19 protein-coding genes are annotated in these 24,046 nt (G+C 34.9%); 1 reads left to right on the forward strand and 18 read right to left on the reverse strand.

The window, feature by feature from the left end:
- Window positions 1–59: 59 nt before the first annotated feature.
- From ACIFUW_RS09110 to ACIFUW_RS09130, 5 genes are all read right to left on the reverse strand, one after another.
- Entirely contained in the window at window positions 60–1,691 is a 1,632-nt protein-coding gene (locus ACIFUW_RS09110; protein WP_447224276.1) for an LPXTG cell wall anchor domain-containing protein, read from the reverse strand.
- Window positions 1,692–2,931: 1,240 nt separating this feature from the next.
- Complete coding sequence (locus tag ACIFUW_RS09115) at window positions 2,932–3,399, reverse strand: Dps family protein (protein WP_060815481.1); 468 nt, start codon at window positions 3,397–3,399, stop codon at window positions 2,932–2,934.
- Window positions 3,400–3,532: 133 nt separating this feature from the next.
- The gene (locus ACIFUW_RS09120) at window positions 3,533–4,066 is read right to left on the reverse strand and encodes an IbrB-like domain-containing protein (RefSeq protein WP_113850079.1); all 534 of its coding nucleotides are present in this window, start codon (window positions 4,064–4,066) and stop codon (window positions 3,533–3,535) included.
- On the reverse strand, window positions 4,053–4,478 hold the full coding sequence (locus ACIFUW_RS09125) for a hypothetical protein (RefSeq protein ID WP_060815483.1): 426 nt from the start codon (window positions 4,476–4,478) through the stop codon (window positions 4,053–4,055). Before ACIFUW_RS09125 ends, ACIFUW_RS09120 begins: the two co-directional genes overlap by 14 nt.
- Window positions 4,475–5,746 (reverse strand): DUF3440 domain-containing protein, encoded by a 1,272-nt coding sequence (locus ACIFUW_RS09130; protein WP_060815484.1) that lies wholly within the window; start codon window positions 5,744–5,746, stop codon window positions 4,475–4,477. Before ACIFUW_RS09130 ends, ACIFUW_RS09125 begins: the two co-directional genes overlap by 4 nt.
- Before the next feature lie 328 nt (window positions 5,747–6,074).
- On the opposite strand from ACIFUW_RS09130, the gene ACIFUW_RS09135 reads away from it, so the two are divergent.
- Window positions 6,075–8,699, forward strand: coding sequence for an Ig-like domain-containing protein (locus ACIFUW_RS09135; protein ID WP_447224277.1), 2,625 nt, complete (start codon window positions 6,075–6,077; stop codon window positions 8,697–8,699).
- 118 nt (window positions 8,700–8,817) lie between these two features.
- Here ACIFUW_RS09135 and ACIFUW_RS09140 read toward each other — a convergent pair whose 3' ends face one another.
- The 13 genes from ACIFUW_RS09140 to ACIFUW_RS09200 form a co-directional block, all read right to left on the reverse strand.
- Window positions 8,818–9,330 (reverse strand): EF0163 family protein, encoded by a 513-nt coding sequence (locus ACIFUW_RS09140; protein WP_233143239.1) that lies wholly within the window; start codon window positions 9,328–9,330, stop codon window positions 8,818–8,820.
- Window positions 9,331–9,380: 50 nt separating this feature from the next.
- Window positions 9,381–10,439, reverse strand: coding sequence for a glucosaminidase domain-containing protein (locus ACIFUW_RS09145; RefSeq protein WP_370531134.1), 1,059 nt, complete (start codon window positions 10,437–10,439; stop codon window positions 9,381–9,383).
- Window positions 10,440–10,471: 32 nt separating this feature from the next.
- Window positions 10,472–11,260, reverse strand: a complete 789-nt coding sequence (locus ACIFUW_RS09150; RefSeq protein ID WP_180811588.1) for a conjugal transfer protein — start codon at window positions 11,258–11,260, stop codon at window positions 10,472–10,474.
- Window positions 11,261–11,406: 146 nt separating this feature from the next.
- Entirely contained in the window at window positions 11,407–13,428 is a 2,022-nt protein-coding gene (locus ACIFUW_RS09155; RefSeq protein ID WP_139914053.1) for a CD3337/EF1877 family mobilome membrane protein, read from the reverse strand.
- The gene (locus ACIFUW_RS09160; RefSeq protein WP_060815487.1) at window positions 13,429–15,966 is read right to left on the reverse strand and encodes an ATP-binding protein; all 2,538 of its coding nucleotides are present in this window, start codon (window positions 15,964–15,966) and stop codon (window positions 13,429–13,431) included.
- Complete coding sequence (locus tag ACIFUW_RS09165; RefSeq protein WP_113850082.1) at window positions 15,941–16,348, reverse strand: TcpE family conjugal transfer membrane protein; 408 nt, start codon at window positions 16,346–16,348, stop codon at window positions 15,941–15,943. Before ACIFUW_RS09165 ends, ACIFUW_RS09160 begins: the two co-directional genes overlap by 26 nt.
- 1 nt (window position 16,349) lies before the next feature.
- Window positions 16,350–16,568 (reverse strand): hypothetical protein, encoded by a 219-nt coding sequence (locus tag ACIFUW_RS09170; protein WP_060815488.1) that lies wholly within the window; start codon window positions 16,566–16,568, stop codon window positions 16,350–16,352.
- Window positions 16,569–17,089: 521 nt separating this feature from the next.
- Window positions 17,090–18,070, reverse strand: coding sequence for an ornithine cyclodeaminase family protein (locus tag ACIFUW_RS09175; RefSeq protein WP_139914052.1), 981 nt, complete (start codon window positions 18,068–18,070; stop codon window positions 17,090–17,092).
- A gap of 12 nt (window positions 18,071–18,082) precedes the next feature.
- Window positions 18,083–18,961 (reverse strand): sulfite exporter TauE/SafE family protein, encoded by an 879-nt coding sequence (locus ACIFUW_RS09180; protein ID WP_127341850.1) that lies wholly within the window; start codon window positions 18,959–18,961, stop codon window positions 18,083–18,085.
- 15 nt (window positions 18,962–18,976) lie between these two features.
- A complete protein-coding gene (locus tag ACIFUW_RS09185) occupies window positions 18,977–19,777 on the reverse strand; it encodes a TrmB family transcriptional regulator (protein WP_127341849.1) in 801 nt (266 codons plus the stop codon).
- Between the two features lie 217 nt (window positions 19,778–19,994).
- Window positions 19,995–21,173 (reverse strand): IS256-like element ISEf1 family transposase, encoded by a 1,179-nt coding sequence (locus ACIFUW_RS09190; RefSeq protein ID WP_000997695.1) that lies wholly within the window; start codon window positions 21,171–21,173, stop codon window positions 19,995–19,997.
- 974 nt (window positions 21,174–22,147) lie between these two features.
- Window positions 22,148–22,534: a hypothetical protein gene (locus ACIFUW_RS09195; protein WP_113850084.1), complete on the reverse strand. Its 387-nt coding sequence runs from the start codon at window positions 22,532–22,534 to the stop codon at window positions 22,148–22,150.
- Window positions 22,535–22,550: 16 nt separating this feature from the next.
- Entirely contained in the window at window positions 22,551–23,618 is a 1,068-nt protein-coding gene (locus ACIFUW_RS09200; RefSeq protein ID WP_169040315.1) for a LysM peptidoglycan-binding domain-containing protein, read from the reverse strand.
- Between the last annotated feature and the right edge of the window lie 428 nt (window positions 23,619–24,046).

The following is a 24,046-nucleotide window of genomic DNA, read 5'->3' on the forward strand; positions in this document are numbered from 1 at the left end:
TATAAAACATAATTACAACCTGAGATAGAACACTAAGTATTCTATCTCAGATCTATTTTCTATCCTTTTTTTCTTTTCAAATTTAATTTAAATCCAGCAAAAATAGAAGTCAATAAAACTATTATACCTACAAATACTCCAGATGATTTTGCCTCTCCAGTTTTTGGAAGAGTTTTATTTGTTTCAGATTTATAATTCACCTTACTCTTTTGTATTTGTAGAGTTTTATAATTACTAGTCTCTGGCGTTACCGGGGTTTCTGGATCTGGAGTCTCAGGTGTTACCGGAGTTTCTGGATCTGGAGTCTCTGGTGTTACCGGAGTTTCTGGATCTGGAGTCTCTGGCGTTACCGGAGTTTCTGGATCTGGAGTCTCTGGCGTTACCGGAGTTTCTGGATCTGGAGTCTCAGGTGTTACCGGAGTTTCTGGATCTGGAGTCTCTGGTGTTACCGGAGTTTCTGGATCTGGAGTCTCTGGTGTTACCGGAGTTTCTGGATCTGGAGTCTCTGGCGTTACCGGAGTTTCTGGATCTGGAGTCTCTGGCGTTACCGGAGTTTCTGGATCTGGAGTCTCAGGTGTTACCGGAGTTTCTGGATCTGGAGTCTCTGGTGTTACCGGAGTTTCTGGATCTGGAGTCTCTGGTGTTACCGGAGTTTCTGGATCTGGAGTCTCTGGCGTTACCGGAGTTTCTGGATCTGGAGTCTCTGGCGTTACCGGAGTTTCTGGATCTGGAGTCTCAGGTGTTACCGGAGTTTCTGGATCTGGAGTCTCTGGTGTTACCGGAGTTTCTGGATCTGGAGTCTCTGGTGTTACCGGAGTTTCTGGATCTGGAGTCTCTGGCGTTACCGGAGTTTCTGGATCTGGAGTCTCTGGCGTTACCGGAGTTTCTGGATCTGGAGTCTCAGGTGTTACCGGAGTTTCTGGATCTGGAGTCTCTGGCGTTACCGGAGTTTCTGGATCTGGATTTACTGGTTTATCTGGATCGATTTTTTTAACCGTTATTAATGATTGAGAAGCATTTACCTGCAAAATATTATTGTCGTCAGTTGGAATAAGTAAACTAATATCATAATTGTTAATATCTTTTGCAAGTGGCTTGTAATTTAGAGCTTCTTTATAAAATTTATAAGCATTAGTATTTACGCCACCTAAATCACTTCTTGATTTTTTCTCTGTTGTTTGTCCCAAGGTTACCCAAATAGCATGACTAATTCCTCTGGCAAGAGAAGCACGATCATCATTAGAAGCGGCTGTATAAGTATTTAAATAGGGATATTTAGTAATAAAATTATCCCAAGCGTAAGCCATGATATTTCTTACTTTATTAATTTTTTCATTACTATATACTTTCAAGAGTTGTTCGTCTTTTTCATTGTATAATTGATAACCAGGGTTTGAAAACCCACGATCATTCAGTTTAGCTATAACGTTTTTGTCAAAACAAAAAGCTACTTGGTTATCAATAACACTTTCAGTTTTAATACCCTTATTATATAAGAAATACCCACCTTTTGTCTGATTACCAAAACCACTTATTGCATAACTATTTTCTATACTAGACGCATTAGCAATAGCGCCATTGAGAAATATGTTTCCAAAAATTAAACAGCCAATTATAAAGGACGCAGCACCACCACCTTTCTTCTTTCTAATTGCAAATTTCAATCTTTTTTCTTTACAACTAGTAAACATTCCCATCTCTCCTTACCGCAAAATGAACGTTCATGTTTTATAGACAAAAAGAAAAAGCATTCAAATTAGAATGTTTTTCGATAAAAGTATAAATTAATTTTCCGGAAATTTCAATAAAAAAATGATCGTTTATTTTTTAAGAAACAATTATGATGAGGCACTTTTATTTTCAGGTAGACTCACTATAAAACATTAAAATTAGACAGGTAATCAATGCTAATTTTGCTTCAACATTTCACTATCAGTGTTATCTAAAAACTATCTGGGAATAAGTCCACTGAGTTCTATTATATTTGTAAATAAGATAAAACTATTTATAAGAAAATATTCTTGAACAGTTTTTATTTATATATAATAAGCTTTGTTGTTAATCTTAGGACTTGAAATATGATTTCTTTTTTAATTCTTCCATACATTTAATAATCTATAGATAAAAAAAGAGATAATTTAGATCATTTTTTGCAATATAAAGCAAATTTGTTGAGCTAAGATGTTGGTATTTCTATAATAGGTTCAGGGATATCCCAATATCACTCTCTAAGGGCAACTCAGGGGAAGGAGTTGCCCCTGAAAATGTATATTAGAATTATCAAAGCAAAAAATAAGCATATTAACTTATTTTTTATAATGTTGTAGCGAAAAATATAGCGCAAGCTTAAAATTAAGTTCTCAAAAAGTAGAAATAGCTGCTTCTTATACCATGATTAAATGAATAAAGTATGCTGTCACTTTATGGGAATTTCGGGATGAAAATAGATACAACGTGTATCAGCATATTTTTTCTTTTTATATTTTTTATAGCTTTTTATACTTTTTCTCAGTCCATCAGAATCTATTTCTCCAAATAATATTTTCATATTATATATAGATATAAAAGAGCATAGTTAAAAAATATTCTTCCAATGTTTCTTTCGCTCAGTTTTCTAATTTTATATACATATCTGACATACTATTAGATTGTGTATGTTCCCATCAACTCTTTGTTAAGATAATTTATAATATATATTTTTACAGTACTATATACTTATTTCTTTGATATAATTAGTTGTTAAAATCTACCTGCACTTATATTTATCGACTGAAACAGATCACTTAGTGAAAAAACATCTAAGGTAGAAATAAATCTCTCCTTAGATGTTTTTGTTTTTTTATCAATCTCACTTATAGTATTCATAGAAACACTGAAAAACACTCCCTATTCACAAGGAAATATCATAACCATTCACTTGAAGTTCTGTATCTATTTATCTAACTCAGGTGAGTTACCTAACTCTGCTTTTAACATCCAAATCTCTTTTTCTAGCTCTGATTTAGAACCAATAAAAATATCCTCTGTACAGTCATCGCCTTCCTTTCCTGCAGTTTCAATCCCCTCTTCATATGTCGAAACAAGATAATTATAACCTTCCAATAAATAATCAATTTGTTCATCAATAGTTTTATTCCAAGAGCCTTTTTCTTCTTCTAATTTGGAATTTGTAAAAAACTCTTCTAGAGTTGAATACGGAGATCCATCAAGTGTAATCAGTCGTTCTGAAATTACATCTAACTGATCATTAATTTGCTCCATGAGATCATCCATTTTAGGATGTAGAAATAGAAACCTTTCTCCACGCATATACCAATGAACTTGATGTATTCTTACTGAAAATACGCTTAAATCGGCTACCAATTGATTTAATACTTTTTTTGTTTCACAAAATTTCATAATATCACTCCTAATTTAAATTTTTTTAAAAGAAATAATTCTGATTTACACATAATTTAATATAACAAATATATCTTGTCAACAATAAAATGAACGTTTATATTAAAATCGTGTTTATAAAAATCTTTACCACTTATTCATCCTTTTGTTTAGGATAATTTTTTTTTACAAATTCATCCCATGATTCACTAAATTCATGGTTCAAAAAGGCACTTTTCAACCCTGTTACTTGTTTTAATCTAAGAACTTCTTCTTTTTCCATTCCTAGTTCTTTCCCTATTTTATGATCGTCCCATCCTTCATTGACAAGCAGTAGAACTAATTCGGACATTTTATCTATTTCATGTTTCCCTCTAGCTCTATTGTGTCTAATTGTACTTGACATTCTTTGCTCCAATGGCTTATCAATTACAACTAAAGGAAGTTCTTTTAAATCAAGTTTGCTTTTTCCAATTAAATACCTATGGAACCCATCAATAATAATATATTCGTCTTTTTTATCATCATAATAGCAAACAATTGGTTGTGTATATCCGTCTTTTAAAATCGATAATTCTAAAAGCTCCATTTCAGGTTCAGCGACATGATTTGGGTTATAATTATTACTTTTTATTTTCTCTACTGGAACCATTTTTACATTTAAAACAGGCATATCAATCTTGTTCATTGATTTCTCTCCTAAAAAATAAATAATTCTTTGTCTCTCTATATTGTTTAAAACAATAATGTTTCAGATTATTTAAGTACTGATCTTTTTTTAAAGAAATTCGTACACACTTTCTTTCACATTTCTTGTCTATGAAAAATAAAACCTTCTCCAATAGATACTTTCGAGTATCGTCATTTTCATCTTCAACAAAAACATCTCCAATATCAATAAACTCATTGGAAATTTGGATGGAAGAAAATCCAATTATCCTTTCCTTGTTCATTAACAAAAACCAAATAGTACTAGGTGTATTTATTAAATAAGGTAATTTTCTTCTATATACTCTTTCAGCAAAATATTTCCCCATTAAACTGTAAAAATTTTGTTTATTGTATGGGGGTATATAAACTTTAATATCTATTTCGCTCATTTCATTCCTCCTATTTTTTGTACAATATTTTCGTACCTCTTTCCTTTTAATTGATTTATTCCCAAAAAGTCTTTATATTCTTTAAACATCTCATATAGTTCAGCTTCATCTTTTTTCGTTAAACTATAATTTCTAGTAGATAAAACAAAGTCATTTTTTTCTAAAGCTTTAGCTATCCCTTTCCAGTCATTCCAAAGTCTTTCATCTTTTATCCAATCTTTTCTTTTTGATTCATCTGGCATATCTTGGATATCCATATTATATTTATTCTTGTAATAAGCAAAAAGAATACATATCTTTCTGTAATAATGATTCATTAAAAGAGGAGAATATAATCCTAATGTTTCTAGTAAAAAAATAGAATATCTTTGCCAAGTCATAAATGAAGGTTTTTGAGAAGTATTTAATCCTAAAAGACTAGTTTTACCATATATATTTCCAAAATTAACTCCACTTACTCTTTTTACTAATTTATCCCATGTTTCAGGTTCAAGTTCAGCAAATTGATTTAACGCTTTTCTTTGTTGTAATCCGAAAGGCTGACATATTCTCATGTCCCGGTACTTATATCCAATCTTATACATTTTCTCATAGATATAATTATATTCTAGTCCACATTTAAAAGTTGCAGCCCAAATGTCATCAACTTTCCAATCAAATAAAGGATAAAACAAAATATTTCCTTCTAAAGTTATATTTATCCAACATCGATTCTTATATTTATTTTCACCTTTTGTAACAGCACTATGTCTATGTAAACTTTCTTGTGCTCTTATACCTACACCACATGATACAGCACTTTGGGGATATTGTTCTTTATACCAATTTTGAAAATAACGAAGAAATCTGTCGGGATTACCATTTGATAATGAATAATATTTCTTTAAACCGTCATCAATATTTTCCAAAGTTATGGCATTTTTAGGAAGAGAATGAATCCATTTTTCTTTTTCGCTTGGATCCCACATTTTCCATTGAGGTTGAAAAAAACTAGTGTTGTTATCCTCAAAAAAAGGTAAGCAAAAATGATAAATATTTTTTACTCTAGGTAACTGTTCAATTTTTTTTATAAAATCAACAGTTGCTGTGTAATTTGCTTCAATATTTAATATTAATAGATCAAAATTTCTATCTAATTTTTCTGCAACTAGATTAGCTAACTGAACCATTATCCCACTATCCTTACCACCACTAAATGAAAAATACACCTTGTCAAATTCTTCAAATATGTATTCTAATCTCTTTAAAGTAGCATCAAAGACATTCATTTCTCATCCCCCTAAAAAAATAAGCGTTCAATATCAATGGTAATACCTTTAAAAACTTTGTCAATAATTTTATCAATTGTTGTTTCTTATAGTATTCAAATCATATAGAATAATGTAAGGAACACCTTTAATTTATATACTATACTTACTTAAAAAAACAAAAATGGATTTTAGTCTAGTAGTATCTTACAGTTAACAAATATTATAGAAATAATTGGAATTATTATTCAAACAATATTTTTAACTTGTTTTTCCATTAAATATTATTATAATGAAAATGAACGATCATTTTTATCGTTCGAATAAATTATGTAGAAAGGATAATTTTATGGTTGGAAAAAACAATAAAAAGTTATTAGAATTAAAAAGCAATCCAATTATCAAAAAGTGGAGAATTAGTCGACTGAAAACAGGAGTTGCATCAATTGTCATATTTAGCGGGGTATTATTAAGTTCTACTATTTTTATACCTTTACATACTGTTTCAGCAGAAGAAACAGTAACTACTACTTATTATGACCAATCTAAAAATGTTAGTGATCAATTAACAAATATTAATATTTCAATATCTAATAATAAAGAGAAAGTCATATTTCCACATAATGCAGAATCGCTAACTTCAAATTATGCATTCAAAGTCCCTGACTCAGTTAATCCAAAAGATTATTTTTATATTGACTTGAGTGAAAATGCTAATTTTTATGGAGTTACAGAAGCTAACTCTGTCACAATGCCTAATCTCTTAGCTCCAGATAATTCAATTATAGCAACTGGAAAATACGATATTGATACTAATCGTATTCAATACGAATTTACGGATTATGTAGCAGTGCATGATAATGTTAGTGGAAAAATTTCTTTACCGATCTTTATTGATCCAGAAGTAGTAACTAATACTTCTTATCAAACTATTACTGCGAGTATAGGCAATAGTAAAAAAGATTTGAGTCTGTTAGTGGATTATTCTAAAAATGTAGGACCTCAATATAATGCTAATGGTGCTGGTAACATATTTAATGTAGACTTGAATAACCATAATTTTTCTCATACTATCTATGTCAATTCTTTAAAACAAACTTTAGGAAATAAAAGTATTGAAATTAGAAATCAAAGAAAAGAAGAAAATGGATATAATTCTGAAATTATCTACGATAAGACAAATACTCAAATAAAAGTTTATAAAGTAAAATCAAACGGAAGACTAACCGACAGTTTTTCTATTGCTACAAATGATTCACTAGAAGACGTGACTAATCAATGCTATATTGATTTTTATGATAATAAAATTAATATTAGTTTTCCGAGCAATATTGATAACGAAACTTATGTCGTTCAATATACTTCTCCTTATACAGATAAAAAAGATATTGCTACTAGAGTAGTTATGTATGGTTACTCTCCTTATCAATTAGGCAATACTAGCTGGTACTGGGATAATTATGTAAAACTAACAGATGGAAATGCAAGTGGTGACGGTAGTGTGATATCACCTGATCCAGAAACTCCAGTAACGCCAGAGACTCCAGATCCAGAAACTCCAGTAACACCAGAGACTCCAGATCCAGAAACTCCAGTAACGCCTGAGACTCCAGATCCAGAAACTCCGGTAACGCCTGAGACTCCAGATCCAGAAACTCCAGTAACGCCAGAGACTCCAGATCCAGAAACTCCAGTAACGCCAGAGACTCCAGATCCAGAAACTCCGGTAACGCCTGAGACTCCAGATCCAGAAACTCCGGTAACGCCTGAGACTCCAGATCCAGAAACTCCGGTAACGCCTGAGACTCCAGATCCAGAAACTCCGGTAACACCTGAGACTCCAGATCCAGAAACTCCGGTAACGCCTGAGACTCCAGATCCAGAAACTCCGGTAACGCCTGAGACTCCAGATCCAGAAACTCCGGTAACACCTGAGACTCCAGATCCAGAAACTCCGGTAACGCCTGAGACTCCAGATCCAGAAACTCCGGTAACGCCTGAGACTCCAGATCCAGAAACTCCGGTAACACCTGAGACTCCAGATCCAGAAACTCCGGTAACGCCTGAGACTCCAGATCCAGAAACTCCGGTAACGCCTGAGACTCCAGATCCAGAAACTCCGGTAACACCTGAGACTCCAGATCCAGAAACTCCGGTAACGCCTGAGACTCCAGATCCAGAAACTCCGGTAACGCCTGAGACTCCAGATCCAGAAACTCCGGTAACACCTGAGACTCCAGATCCAGAAACTCCGGTAACGCCTGAGACTCCAGATCCAGAAACTCCGGTAACGCCTGAGACTCCAGATCCAGAAACTCCGGTAACACCTGAGACTCCAGATCCAGAAACTCCGGTAACGCCTGAGACTCCAGATCCAGAAACTCCGGTAACGCCTGAGACTCCAGATCCAGAAACTCCGGTAACACCTGAGACTCCAGATCCAGAAACTCCGGTAACGCCTGAGACTCCAGATCCAGAAACTCCGGTAACGCCTGAGACTCCAGATCCAGAAACTCCGGTAACACCTGAGACTCCAGATCCAGAAACTCCGGTAACGCCTGAGACTCCAGATCCAGAAACTCCGGTAACGCCTGAGACTCCAGATCCAGAAACTCCGGTAACACCTGAGACTCCAGATCCAGAAACTCCGGTAACACCTGAGACTCCAGATCCAGAAACTCCGGTAACACCTGAGACTCCAGATCCAGAAACTCCGGTAACACCTGAGACTCCAGATCCGGAAACTCCAGTAACGCCTGAGAACCCTGAGCCTGATAAACCAGTGTCTTTAAAAAACACTAACTCTAAAATTTTAATATCAGAGAAGAATGTTTCAAATACTAATTCAAAGTCAAATAATACTCTTCCCCAAACTGGTGAAAAAGAATCATCAGGAGTTTTAGCTGGATTAGTTATTTTATTAGCTTCTATTGCAGTGGGTATTAAATTAAATTTAAAACGAAAAAATATCTAGATTAGTCCAAAAGAAAACAGAGATAGAATAAGTATTCATCCTATCTCTGTTTTCAATTTAAAATAAATAATCACTGTTCGATTTAATTACAAACAATTTCCACAATTCCTTTTTTATTTTAATATGCACTTCTTACATAATAAATCTTGATTTTATCAATCTTCTGCACTTCTTGATCCACCTTGATTTGAAGTAACACAAACCGAGTTATCTCATTTGTTGTTTCTTCTCCAAATAATAAATATTGATCCGATTGGATTACATCTTGTGTGATAGTATGAATACGGCCAATTGTTTTATATTGTATATGTGGATCGTTGTCAATCCCATTTTCTTTTATACAACGATCGGTTAAATAGTTTTTTACAGATTGATTTCGTTCGTATATATCCGTGTAATTCACCCATTTTCTTCCAAAATTCTTTAACAAATATTGGATTTCTTCAGAAATATTGCATTCTGTTTTGTCTTCCTGATTTCTTTTGCTTTCTTTACTTGAACTTTCTGCTTGTATCATCTTTTCTTTTGATATTAAGGAAACTTCTGTTTTTTCTTCAGAAAAAATCCACCCACAACTAGTAAGTCCAAACAAACAAAAACAACTTAGAAAGAAAAAATAATACTTTTTCACAATCGATCCTTCTCCCTTTTCTACTAAAAATTTTCATCGAAAGAATTCTTTTATTTCACTTTCCGAACCAGACTTCGAATTTTCGCTTGGTTATAGCCGCGTTGATACCGTGCCATAATTCGCCCCTGCTCGGCGTTCTGTTCTACGGTGGAGAAACTTTGTCCACTATTTGAGACATCTGTTATGATACCCGTGTGGCCATAGATTCCAGGAGACAATGCACCACCTGCTTGCCAATTGACCACATCTCCTGCTTGTAAGTCACTGGGCTTTGGATTCATGATCACTTGCCAACCATAGGTTGCCCAGTTATAATCTTCCCCTATTAACATCGCAAACATGTGTCCAGAACCCATTAACTGTGGGCCACCTAGTTGAGATACATACCATGCCGTACCACCATAACATTCCCCATTATTTACGGGTCGTCCAATGATCCGATCCAAAACCTTCGCATTGCCTTTACTTTTTCCTGCAATAAGCGAAGTTTTTTTGATTGGTAGGCTATTCCAATGCTTGATCGCAAAGGCATCATATTCCGTTAAGTTATAGGACTTTATGATACTTATTGCGCCTTGATAATACGAACTGCCTTCGGTGATACCTGCCGCCGCATAACCTCCACGACCTAGAATCAATAAACAACTTCCAGGATCTTTATTGCCCACACATTGATTAAAGTTGCTTTGACTCGCCACCATAAATCCATAATAGTCATAACAAGCATTCAGGTTCGGAAACTTCATATAGAAACCACCTTCAGAACCACCAATCCCACGTGCAGAACCTTGTGGATAGGGACAACCAGGAAACCACGTAATCCCAAAAAAGTTCGTATCGTTTCTTCCAGATTGTGACTGCCCATAAGCTGATTCATATCCTAATTGAGAAAGAATCACACTCGGTAATAACTGATACTTTACAGCTGCACCAACTGCTGCTTGGGCATGTTCATCTGTTATCGGACCACGCCCTTTGATCTCTGAAAAAATAGGTAAGGTTTCGATATATTCTCCCGTATGAGTAACACCAACTGCTGAATCCATGTGCTTCGATTCACCACTAGACATGCTAATTATCGCAAATAATAAAAACAGACAACTCATCATACAGATGCCACTAAATAAAAAAATCTTTTTCACTAATGAATCGCCTCAATTCGAAAGTTCCCATTCTCTAATTGTTTCATAGACATTTCATAGTACATGGTAAACCAAAGGTGCGTTTCTTGATCTTGATACAAAATATTACAATGAATCTCATATCTACCCTCTTTTTTTGCGACTTGCAAATTCGATAGTTCTTCAAAGGCTAAAGGCTGTTGAATTGGTAAAAGAGTTGTCCCATAATATTTTAATTCTTCTGCGTTTGCTTTAGGATAAATACGAAAGAAGGTATATAAGAATTTCTCTAATTCTTCCTGTTCTTTTCGAGAAATGCTCGTTGTTTCGAACCGAGTGTCTACTTTAATCGTTGCTTTTTTAACATTACTCGCTACAATAGGCAATTTCACTATGGCATATGATAATTCGTTTCGATATACCTCCACCTTATACACACGCTCTTTGAATTCTTTTTCTATCTCTAATAAGACATGAAACATAACCACAAATGTATGTTTTTTTGATTCATGTTCCTCTATTGCCCAAATCGAGACATTTTTAACTTTTACATTCGTTTCTATGTCTTTATCTATTTCATTATCCATTTGCAGCCCATCAGCTAAATAACTTTCTACTGCTTTTGATCGATTTATTTGTTGGTCGCTTTCAAGACTCACTGTAAAATACAAAAATGCAAAATTTTTCACATAACTTTCTATTCCAGTCATATCTTTTAATTGTTTATCAATGACTTTTGTTTCATGGATTGTATGCGTATCTTGAGAAGTTAAATTATTATAAACTCCAAAACAAACACTAAAAACCAAAAAGCTCCAGCCTACAAAAAAAAGGAAGCGCCTTTTTCGCGCTCCCTTATAGCTTTCTTTTTTCTTGTCTTTCTTTCCTTTTAGTCTTGTTTCTTGTTCAGAGAGAATAGACAGTTTTTTCTTCCGAGGAAACATAGCCCTCCTCCTTATTCTTTTTTAGTTCTACCTTTTCTCGCGTTTTGACGAGAAGTCGAAGTCCAACGAACCGGAGTTTCAATCTTTCGATTCGTACTTCGTTCATGAATCGGATGTTCCTGCTTCGACAATTTCTTATTTTTAGCTATATTTGAAATGTTACTTCTTTTTTCTATCGTAGGAAATTGTTCTGTTCGACCAATCATTGCACTTTTCCGTGTTTGTAATTTACCAGAAGTCACTTGTGTTTTTCCTGTTTGATGCGCCATTGAACGCATCGCTCGTTGTTTTCTCTCTTGTTGCTCTAATTGCAATGCATCTTTTCGTGCTTCATAAAAATTCTTCTGTCGCTCATTCGCAAGGTTACGCGCTCGTGTTTGTCGTTCCGACTCATTCATTCGCCCAGAGAAATAATCGTATTTCATTTTTTGTGCTTTGTATTGGGCATTGGTTGGGACATACTGAATTGTCCGCTTCCATTGTTCTGCCCTACTTTCAATCGTTGCCGGTAATTCTGTCATAGCTGAAACTTTTTTTCCTACTCGCTCTATAAGAGGTGTAGAAGCTATACTTCGTTGACCACTCATAGATTTGGAAATCATTTGGCCAGCTACACCTCCGGCAGTACCCCCAACAAAATTTTCACCAATTCCTCGTATCATTTTTTGACCCATTGTACCTAACATCATGCCACGTAAGAAACGTCCAGTTCGATCCCCAGCTCGTGTTTGTACGCCACCAATTTTCATCCAACCTAATAATTCATTGACACGTGTCGAGACAGATAACCATAACGTCACCTGTAAGAAACTGGTCCAAATCATTCCTTTGTCCTTGGATAAGTGGTTTAACTCATGACTAATAGAAAAAGTAATGGTTAAAATGAGTAAAATACCCATTTTTGTAAACAATAATTGAAAGACTTTCTGTAAGGCATTACCTAATAACGATCCTGAATTTGGAAATAACGAGAAAATCATCGCTACAGGTAAGAATCCTATAAATAACAAGAATAATACTTGCGACGCAATTAAGATAACGATTAATACCAAAACACTCATACTAATGACAATGTTGACGATGAGCGTTAAAAATACCATACCAAAACGCAAATACACTTTTTGTACCGAAAGATGGCCATTTTTTTGTTTGGTTACTTCTTCTTCAACAAGCTTATTTCGCTGTTCTCCTTCATCATAAGGTGATTCTTTTAATAAATTGATTATACGTTCTTCACCAACCGTTTTTATATCACTATCCCCAAATTGCATCACTAGCCAGGGTTGCTTAATTTGAATGGCAAATAAATTCTCACGAATGGCCTTAATTGCATCTGGTTTTTCTTTTTGTTCAGGTAACAGATTTTTGGCAATGGTTAACATTTCACTATTGATTTCTTTTTGTACCCCATTAGCTTTCTCTAAATATGTGTTTGTATTCATAAAGAAAACGCCGCAACAAATAAAAGTAAACAAAAATGTCACCGCTTGTTGAATAGCTTGCGTAGGGTGTTGTTTCACTATTCCTTGATAAACTACTGAACAACCTGCTAAAGTAATTAACAATCCACCAAAGAAAGGGACTAATCCATGACTCAATGTCCCTGTACGGTTCATTCCAGCAATATTCTGAATTGTATGACTTAACGAACCAATCAACTCTGAAAGAAAATCTAATTCAAAGGCTTCTTGGACAAGAAACCCTAAAAAGTAACACAGGTAGACATTTAACATCCATAAAATATTGGTAACGGCAAATATCCCATAAATAACTGTATTAGAAATTCCTTCACCCCATTTCCACGGCAACCAATTCCACGACGTATCCACAAAAAAATCTAAATTATAATTATCTAAAGGATATGTTTCAAAATCATATACGGCATTTTTGCCGCCTAGGGTTTCTTTTATCCAACCAGCTGCTTCTACTAATGATGGGTGAAAGAAAAAAACACCCATCATTATGACTAGACTTATGAAAACCAGTTTCCGGCGAGTAATTAAAAATGAAACCTTTGAATACCACTGTTTCATCTAATTCACCTCAATTTCTTCAACCAGTTTTTCTAATATCTCGTCTTTATATTCTTCCTCTTCGTAGGTTTCTTCCATTGGCGGTCGTGTATCAAATGCATGGAATAAATCTTCAAACCAATAATACACATACAAAATGCCAATATTACCATGGATGTCACAAAACAGACATTCACCGTTTTCTAGATTTTTTACACGCTGGATATTTTCTTCTGTGACAGATATTCCACAAAAGCTTAATGCTTTGGTAATTTCTTCGCGATCATTCGAACGAAAAATGAATTTCAACCCAATTTTACTTCTCATCTTTTCATCACCTAAATCATCTGTGTTTTGTGTTGAAAAATCAATCCCTGCATTGCGAGATCTTCCTTCACGAACCAATTTATCTCCTAAAATTTTTCCTTGCGCAACATTCAACCACGCCCAACTTTCATCTAAGCCAACCGCTTTATAAATTTTTCGATTTTGTTTAATAAAATCTAGCGCATACGTAGCCAAACTCATCATAATCGCAATACTTAAAATTTCAGAAGAGTTATAGTCCTCAGGTACAGTTTCACTATCTGGTAACGTTAAATCCTGAACCAGTGCGAGATTACATTTGGCATCCAAATTTAACCCTTGTTGGTTCGTGCCATCTCCAAATAATAGGCCTGCAATAGATAGTTCTTTGAAGCTTTCAATATGCTTTGCCAGGCGTTGTGCGGTCGCTGCTTCTTGTGCATATAATTCCTGAATTACTAGAAGTAATCCTTTTGTTCCCTCAAAATCAGAAACAGTTTTAACTGCCCGTTGTAACAAAGGAAACCGGTCTTCGTCCCGAATACTTACACCCGTGATATAGGTGAGCACATCCAATGCTAAACTTTCTTGATCTTTTTTTCTTCTCATCAATTGAAATGGATCAAGTAAACCAATATTTTCTTTCTCACTGGTAATATTAACTGTTTTTAAGTAGGGGGCAAAATATGGCAAATCTTCGGACCAATTTGAACGTTCCGATTTTGGATCGATACAAAAAGCCAAGGCGCCAAACAACACCGACCAAAATAACAAGAGATTCTCAGTTAATGATTTCCCACCACCTAGCGAACCAATTAATGCTTTGGCAAGAGTATTGGTAACCGTTCCTTTTATTCCTTGTGCCGCTAACCATGGTTTAATAAACACTGGGATTCCTGTTTCTGCATTAAATCCAATCGGAATACCACAGCCATCTCCTAGTTGTTGTGTCGCACCAATGCCAAGACTAGCAATAAATTCTGCGCCTACATATTGACGATAATCCTCAATCACTCGCCTTCCTGCTGGATAACTTCCAAAATGTAAAAGCAGCTGTACATTGCACGGTACTTCTAAATACATAGAATAGACATCAAAAAAATTGCGAACATCACTCACACGTTTTAACATTTCATCATAGGTCTTCCCTGACACGCGAACGTTTAGTGATAATACATACAAATCTTCTCGCGTATCTTCTAATTTTTGTTCCAACTCATTGGCTGATTGGTAAGCTTCGCGTACATTGTTTCCTACATCTTTTCCAACCGACATACCACTTTCATAAATATCAGATAAATCACTCTTTTTGCCACGTACTTTCGCCAAGGCCAAACGATTATCTAAAAGATTCACATCTAACCAAGAATCGATTGGAAAATCCAATTCCGATTGTAAAAAATAATAAATCTCTGATTGAAATGGAAATACCAAATCACGGGTCATACGTGAAAGAGATAAATACGTGATATATTCTTTTTCTGTCCCTTGTTCTAAAATTAGATAATTTTTCTTTTCTGTGATTCCTGCACTGGCCAAATTCAATACATCATAGTGATACGTATACGTATTCGTTTCTTCTTTAAAGCTATTTGGTCGATACATCACTTCATCTAAGGATTGTTCTTTTTTTCCTTCTAAATGTTCCACTAAAAACACCATGTCTTCTGGTGTTGTTTTTCGTAACCGAAAGTATTTACTAATCCGGTTATACAATAAATTCTCCAATCGCTTATATCGTTGAATTTTTTCATTTGGGATGGTTTCAAAGTCTCCAAACAAACGGGCATTGGATCGGTGAAAAAAATCTTTTGCGGCAATACGAAATTCTTTTAACCAATGAGCTTCTTTGGGAGCAATTTCTTCTAATACCAGCTCAATCCCAACATACCAGCAAACATTTTGAATATATTTTCCATGTAGCTCTTCTAAAATGTGCTGAACACCTTCTAAATGTTGGTAGGCAATCGTTTTTAATTCCCCTTTAGAACGCACCAATTCTTTTGAGGATTTAATCGTTTTTTCAATTTTTTCTTCGTTTGTACAAAAAAAGAACCGAACATGCGAAGAATGACTTTGACGAATCAGACGCATGATTGCTTGTTGGAGTTGATACGCCTGATCTTCTCCCACGAAGCTATATGAATACATTGGGAATTCATAATAAGCGTACACACGATCTTCTTCTCCAAAAACTAAATTGTCTTCTAAATAATAAAAAGGAATCTTAGGCACTAGTTTTGGTAGTCGCATCCTTTTCACCTCCATAACGTACTACACAACGAATTCCTCGTTTGATTTCTTTTTTTTCTATTGGCTTTACCCATTGGCCATGAAAGGATTCTTTTGAACGACACTGAAATAAAAGAAAAGAAGCCAAATAATTATAAGGCTTCCTTCCTTGAAATTGTTTTCGTGTCATTAAAAAAGCAAATAACCACGGACAAAAAAATTGTCGAGTAATCGTATGTTCCATAACAAATGGAAAAATTCGAAAAATCCCCCCAAAAAAGCCAATCCCAAACCATATCGCAAATGTTTGTGTTACAGGACGAGGTAACGCGACCCCATCCCACAATTTATAAAACACTCGCTCTATATACCAAATCTTTGTCCAATTGCGTATTTCACTCATTTTATCGCCCCCATGACCGCATACGATCCAAAATCCAATTGAATACGCCAGACGTATCTCCAACTAACCAAACAGCTACTGCTAGCACAAGAATCAATGGAATGGCTTTGCTTGCTTTCCGTTCAAAGGCAATATATGCCGCACCACCAAGCATCGCCAACATAATCAAATACTTAAAATCCCCAACAAAATCGGTAAACACATTTTGAAAAAAATTCATTTGCTTTTTCCTCCCTGTTAATACTCATTGAACTAATGACAATACACAATACCACAGAGCAAAACTGATAAAAATTTCACTTGATATTCCTCATTATGCATTTTTTCTGTTCCTTGATTGCTGTTTTTTACGTAAGAAGTATAAATAATTTCTCACACGACGATACATTACTTTTACAGGAACATGCGTACAATAAATCCGGTGCTGCGTACTTTTCTTTGTTTTAGGATCAAGTTTCATAGAATAAAAATCATAAAAATACTTACCACTTTTTTTATCGTATGTTCCTTCAATCATCAGTGAAAAGCTAGGGTGGTAAATCTAACAAATACAATTGATACTTCCCTCTACTAGATAAAGGGATAAAACCAAGTACCTTTAAATGATCCGATACAGTCATAAACACGATCTATCTCCTCCCAAATAAAACAAAAAAAAGCTGTAATCGCATTTTGATTACAGTCTTTTTTGTTCTCTTTTTATAAATGTACTAATTAAAGGTTTACTTCCGGTCTTTTTATTTAATAAATCAATTTTCCCAAATTATTTTCTTTAGCTTTATTAACGATTTCTGTCGCAACTACCACATCTAATACAGCCGAACCAACTGTTTTGAAAATTGTGATTTGTTCTCCACTTGTCCGACCGATCAATTCTTCATTGATCAGTTGGCCTAGTTCCCCATGATAACTGTCTCTTTGAATATACCCATCTTGCAGCGGTGAAATGAAGTCCCCAGCTTCTTTTAGAACACCGTCCATGGTATCAAAAATAACAACATCTGCGGCTTTGATTATTTCTCGTGGAATTTCACACATTTCCGGTGTGTAAGCACCGACTCCGTTGATGTGCGCACCTTTTTTGACCCACTCAGCAGAGAATGTCGCACGTTTTGAAGTGGTCACACTTGTAATGATATCTGCTCCTTCAACGCATTCTTGACTGGTTTTTGTTGGGCGCATCGTTACAGAAAACTGTTGCATCATTTCTTCAGCAAATCGGCTGGCACGGTCAAAATCAATATCAAAAATCCGAACTTCTTCTAATTTACGAACGGTCAACATCGCTTCTAATTGCGACTGTGCTTGTCCGCCGGTTCCGATCAGTGCGCCGATTTTAGCATCTTCTCTTGCAAGAAGTTCTGTTGCTGCACCTTGAACAGCGCCGGTTCTTAATTGTGTCAAATAGGTACCATCCAAACAAGCGGATACCATACCCGTTTCTGGATCAAGGACGATCATCGTGGCTGGTACACTTGGTAAGTTTTTCTTGAGGTTTTCAGGATACACGGAAACGATTTTGACACCTAACGCACCTTCGCCACCTTCTACATAAGCTGGCATATATAAGCTTTGTCCGTTGCTTTTTGGCACATCGATATTGGTGCGAAGAGGCACACTTGCCTTTCCTGCTGAATACAATGACAATGCTTTTTTGTCTGCATCGATGGCTTCTCTCATTGAGAAACTTTTGATAATATCTTCTTTTTTAAGAAATAACATTTGAATCGCTCCTTAATTAGCTGCTGAAACTTTTTTTAATTGACTGCCCAACATTGTGTATGCACTGTATAGTAAGACCAAAATTACGATCCATTTCAAGACATAGGTATCTAAAGATTTGACTAGGAATACAGCGACCAATACCCCTAATACACCGAAGGTTGAAGTGAAAAGTGTGATTTTTCTGCTGTATTCATCAAATTTAATGAATTGGACACTGCCGATCGGTACTGAGAATGTACAAGCCCCCATCATAATAGGAAAGGCTGCAACTGGATTCAAGCCTAGCAAGTAGACAGTTACCATCGTTAGCGCATAAGAACCAATGCCAATATTGTTCAATGCGCCATAGACAAAGAGTAAAAATCCTGCCAAGATTAATTTTCCGCCATACAATTCACTGGCTGTTCCGTTTGAGGGAATCCAATTCATTTGTCCCATAAAAATTAAGAATGCAGCAATGACCAATCCTATGCCGACAAATAGTTTGATCGTTTTTTCTGGTAATTTCACGACAAATCTTGGTCCTAAATATGCACCGATAATTTGGCAGATAATACAAACAGCTAGTGTCTTGACCCCTACGTTGATGGCAGTGATATAAGACAATGCCATGACGGCTACCGGTACGACACATTGGGTATTCAACGTTCCGGGTAGTTTTTTCATGCTGACCCATTTCAACTTTGGATAAAGGACGGTTCCGATAGCAAAGTCGGAAACGCCAAATGTTGAAAGAAAGAAGGTGATAAATGACGTGAAGGGCAACAGACGCATATCCCCTGGTTCTTCTTTGAAATTTTGTTTGTTTTTGAAAAGGTCTCTTAGAAAGTAAATAATAAAATATAGATTGATTGCGACAATTAGTGCCAGCAAAATATTCCGAATCATAAAAATTTCCTCCTACTAGTAAATCTTTCTGATTCCCTCAAAGTCCTCACCATATTTTGCTTTAAGTTCTTCAGAAGATTCTGCAATCACTTTTAGTGTATATGCATCATGTTTGACATATTCTTTTGCTAGATTGACCATGGCGTGGTTTTTTGTCCAAGTGACATCGGTTGATTGCAGTTCTTCGTTAATGGTGCCAAACACGACTTCTTGCTCATCGGCGACGATGTTTATCCATCTTGCCCCAAAGTCAGCGAGTTTGTCTGTTTCAAAACCATGAATGTAATACTTTTCTAAGGGAAGATCATATTCATGGCTAGAACTGAATAAAATCAGTACAAATTTATCGACTCTTTTTTCAGCCTGCTGCAATGTCTTTAGCAGTGAATCCGTGAGGTTCTCATGCCAAACTTGGATGAGCAAACTTTCTTTTGCATTTTTCACCAAATGCTCTGCTTTATCCAGAACATACTCGATGCCATCAACTTTCCACAGCATTTCTTCTTCATCTTTTTCTTTGATCATCCCTAGATTTTGAGTAAGAAAAGAGAGATCATTTTTAACACTTTTTTCTAATTTCTCTAAAAACTCATTTGCCGAGATGGCATGATAAAGTTTAGGTTCTGATTTATTGACGACAATCAAATTCTTTTTTAATAGTTTTTCCAAAATGTTATATACTTTCGAGCGTGGCACACCTGAGACTTTACTTACTTCATATCCTGTAAGATTGCCTTTTTCCAATAGTGTGGTATACACTCTTGTTTCCATCTCTGAAAAATCATATTTTTTCATGATTTGAATAATCGTTTCCATTGATTAATCCTCACTTTATCTTTTAGTAGCTACTACGGTAACAACTATAAATCCTTTTAAATTTTATGTCAAGAGTTAGTTCAACAAAACACATATAGAAATTAGTTTAAAAACAATGTATTTATTAAATAAAACTATTATTATATGAATGTTTGTGAAGAAAATGGGAGCGTCAATAATTTTGTGTAAATAAATTGTCCTCCTGCAAAATAATTAGTTACTCAGTAAACATTGAAACTAATGTATCGGTTACCTGTTGAAAACCTTTATGGCTTCTGTTTAGAAATTTTTGATTGTATGTATCAAAAATGCTGACTAGAAAGCGTTCTAGTGATTCTTCATTTTGAAACTGCTCTTTTCTACGGCTGTATCTTTTAATTTGCTTATTGAAAGACTCGATTAGATTGGTTGAGTAAATGGTTCTACGAATGCTAGGTGGAAAATCATAAAAAGTTAATAAGTCTTGGTTTTCTATGAGTGACTGCGTCACTTTAGGATAGTTTTTCTTCCATTTCTCAATCATGCCGGATAAGAAGGTATTCGCTTCTTCTTTTGAGTTAGCTTGATAAACAGCCTTAAAGTCATCACAGATTTCTTTTCGGTCTTTGACACGTACTTTATGAGCGATATTACGAGATACATGGATACAACAATGCTGATATTTTGCTTTAGGATAAATTTGATGGATAGTATCTTTCATGCCTTTTAAGCCGTCCGTAATAAAAAGCAAGACTTCTTGAACTCCTCTGGAGTTAATATCCTGTAGCAGCTCATTCCAAACGTATGTTGATTCAGTTGGAGCAATCGCATAACTCAGTACTTCTTTAGTGCCGTCTTCTCGTATACCAATGGCAATATAAATCGCTTCTTTGGATACGGTTTGACGTTTTAGTGGAATGTAAGTAGCGTCCATAAAAATAGCGACATACTTATCATTTAAGGCTCTGGATTTAAAGGCATTTACTTCTTCAGTCAGAACTTTAGTCATGTTGGACATGGTTTGTGGAGTATAGTGATGACCGTACATTTTTTCGATCAAATCAGCAATTTCAGACATCGTAACACCTTTTTCGAATAAATGGATAATAGTGGTTTCCAATGTATCGTTTGTTCTTTTGTAGGCTGGTAAAGTTTGTTGTTTAAACTCACCATTACGATCTCTAGGTATTTCCAATGTTAATTCACCATATTCGGTTTTGATTGATCGAAAGTAAGAACCGTTTCTCGAATTACCTGAATTAAAACCAGTGCGATCATATTTTTCGTAATCTAAAAAAGCCGTTAATTCAGTCCGTAGGAGTGTGTTTATCGCTTTTTCTAAGTGCGAACGGAATAATTCATTTAAATCGCCTTTAGTGACTAGAGTTTGCACAATTTCTGTAGTAAAATCATTCATAGGGAAGTCCTCTTTTCTGTGAATTGGTTGTCGTTAACTTTATTCTACAGAAGGGACTTCCTTTTTTGTATGGATTTTTTCATTTACACAAAATATTTTATACTCTCAAGAAAATACTACAACTCAGATATTTTTTACAACGATTTACAGAAAAATAACCTCTTTAAATATAAAAAGTATGGGTTACTGATTACTTATAAATCTTTACGGTCTAGTTTCGCAACAATTCCTTTCTTTCTAAAAAATATACTCACATTTTTTCTTTCTTGGACTTCTTTTTTGATTCTTCTCTTTTAACTCTTGCCCCTTTTCTCCTTCAAAATATTTATGCTTCCTCTTTCAAAAACGTTTTTAGGTTTTGGACGATAAGGAGTGACTTTTTTTCATATAAACACCTCATTCAACTGTTCGATCCATTTTATATCATCACATTATAAAAATAACAAATATATTAAATTTTTTTATCAAAATCATCTTAACCTTTTGGAAGATTACAGTACGCTTTCTTTTTATTCCCAAACTTTTTTTGTTGCTCACTTTCGTATAGCCAATCTAAGCGATCATCGACGACGGTGCTTTTACAACGAATGGTTAGTTTTGGGCGCTGACTTATCTACTGTTTTATAGTAGATTATCTTCTGAGAATTCTCATATTAAACTTTTGTATACCTCTAAAGTGGATATAAAGCTTTCAACTGTACCTCAAGAACGCCTCGAAAGCTTCAACAACTATTTCAACAATAAATTGTCTTTCTTTGATTAAAATTTATATATCATTCAAATAATTAACTATTAAAATTAAGCGATAAAATAGAAAAAGAAACGATACAACTAAATCGTTTCTTTTTCAACTTCAGCTTATACTATTCTATACATAGATAACTTTTTATTAGCAACTTGATTAGTGAGTGTATGCTTACTATTCAAGGCTTTGCTATTCGACGCCAATCGAATAGTAAAGTGCCTTTTTTATTTTATTTATCCACTTTATAATTTTTAATCCAATTAAGAATTTCTTTTTTGTTCGTGATTAGTTTGATAAATTTTTCTTCATCAAATTGAACTCGAGTATCTTTTATATTAACACCATGAGCCTCACTTAACATATCAATTATCATTACTTTTCCTTCTGAGCTAGATAGTAAATATTGATTACCTTCTAAAAATACACCTTCGTACTCGTTCCCATCATATAATTCATCACTAAAGTTAATTTTCTTACTAACATCATCAGAAACTACAAAATCTATTGTTTCTTGTAAATTATCTTCATCAATTTCTGAAAGTAAAAAGTCCTCTATTTTAAATATTTGTTGTTTTTTATACGATTGCAAAATATTCGTTATTTGTTTATCAATCACTTTGCTTACCTCCTATTTAAGGTTTTGGGACAGGATAGGTAGTCCACACATTTTTTAATTCATCATAAACTATTTTTATATGTGTTTCCCCTTTGGTTCCAATAACTTTCCCTGTATCAATAATACTAGAAAAAGAATTTTGTCCTTGGCTCCCTACTCCATTTGGTATAGCTTCTACAAGTTTTCCATTTTTTAATGCGTCTTGAACTATTTTATTAGCTTCTTCGGCTGAAGAAACATTAAACTTTCTAGCCCGTTTAGCAGTTGAACTATTCAAATGTTTATTCTTGATTTCAAAATTTTTAATATTAATATCCAATCTACTTCCATCCCCACTGGCTTTCTCAACCAATACTTCTGATTCAGTCTTAGGAACGGTTGTGACCACAGGTTGTTCTTTTACTTTCGGTATTGTTGTAATTACTGGTTTCTCGTCCACTTTTGGTGTGGTAGTCACTCCAGATTTTGATTCCGCTTTTGGTGTCGTGGTAATCGCCGGTTTTGCTTTTACTTTTGGTGTTGTCGTGATCGCAGGTTTTGCTGGTGTAGAAACAATTGTTTGAATCGTTAAGACTTGACCCGGATGGATCGTATAATTTTTGATCTTGTTCCATTTCACTAGATCATCCATGCTCACGCCGTATCGATTAGCGATCAACCAAACAGAATCCCCTGCTTTTACGGTATAGCTGGTTCCGCTTTTTCCTACAGGAGTTGAATGACTCGTGGTCATACCTTTTTTGACGACTAATACTTGGCCGGGGTGAATCAAATCACCTTTGATGCCATTCTGTTTGCGTAATTCATCGACGGTCACACCATATTTACTACTAATCAGCCATAAAGATTCACCATAAGAGACTTTGTGGGTGACTGGATTTGTAGAAGCGGGTACTTTTGTCGTTGGTTTCCCTGATGAAACAGGCTGTTTGACTGTCAACTTTTGGCCAGGATGGATCGTATTATTCTTGATCTTATTCCATTGGACAAATTTTGAAATGGATAACCCATACTTCTCACAAATCCCCCAAACTGAGTCTCCTGCTTTTACTTTGTACGTAGCTGGCGTACTTGGTTTTGCCACTGGTTTGGACGTTGGTTTTATAGTAGATTATCTTCTGGAAATTCTCAAATTAACCTTTTACATGCCTCTAAAGTGGATATAAAATTTTCAACTGAAGAAGCAAAGGTCACTAATAGTAAATATGAACACTATTTTTGAATCTGGAAAAGAGAAAATTAATATGACAAATGACTAAATAGAAGTTGTGAAGGTACTTGTTATAAAACAATTTCTAAAAGGAGCGGAAGGCAATGAGAAAAATGATTCTTCTGATCCGTAAAACACTATAAAGAAAGTCAATAGATCATTAGTCTCTCCTAATATTGCTATTGACTTTCTTTATTGGGCATGTGCTTTTGATAGTGCCCGAGGAACTCACAAAATACCTAGTACCTTGGATTATCCCTCGAACCTTTTCAGCATAACATGCCCACCGTTTATTTTAGCAT

The sequence above is a fragment of the Enterococcus sp. PLH-Efm8 genome (genome assembly GCF_053011625.1).